At 48.9% G+C, this 507-nt stretch carries 1 protein-coding gene; it reads right to left on the bottom strand.

The features are described 5' to 3' along the window. The coding region (locus VJL_RS27195; RefSeq protein ID WP_038882478.1) for an AMP-binding enzyme at window positions 1-507 on the bottom strand (507 nt) is incomplete at both ends.

Raw genomic sequence — 507 nt, 5'->3', positions numbered from 1 at the left:
GCGCATGTTTAAAGCAAGCCACAGCGCCAATCTCGTTGCGTACTTTACCCACCAACTCACCTTCTAGCGTTAGATCATCAATCTTCACGCCATCTTTTAGAACCACGAACCCAAGTGGTAGCTGTCCTTTTAACTCATCATGGATACCGACTACCGCACATTCCGCAATCGCAGGGTGACCACCAACGATTTCTTCCATCTCGCCAGTAGACAGACGGTGACCTGCGACGTTAATTACGTCATCAATACGCCCCATGATAAACAGATAACCATCTTCATCTAGGTAACCGCCATCTCCCGATACGTAGTAACCCGGGAATTGACTTAGATAACCTGTTTCAAAACGATCATGGTTGCGCCAGACAGTCGGTAGGCAGCTTGGTGGTAATGGGCGCTTCAGAGCCACAAAACCTTGTTGGTTTGCACCTACTGGCATGCCCATTTCGTTGAGAATTTCGACCTGATATCCAGGTATCGGCTTGGTAGCAGAGCCTGCTTTTACCGGCA

The organism is Vibrio jasicida CAIM 1864 = LMG 25398, assembly GCF_000400365.1.
GTDB lineage: Bacteria > Pseudomonadota > Gammaproteobacteria > Enterobacterales > Vibrionaceae > Vibrio > Vibrio jasicida.
Note: the sequence above shows the minus strand (reverse complement) of the source record. Positions and strands in the feature narration are given on the sequence as shown.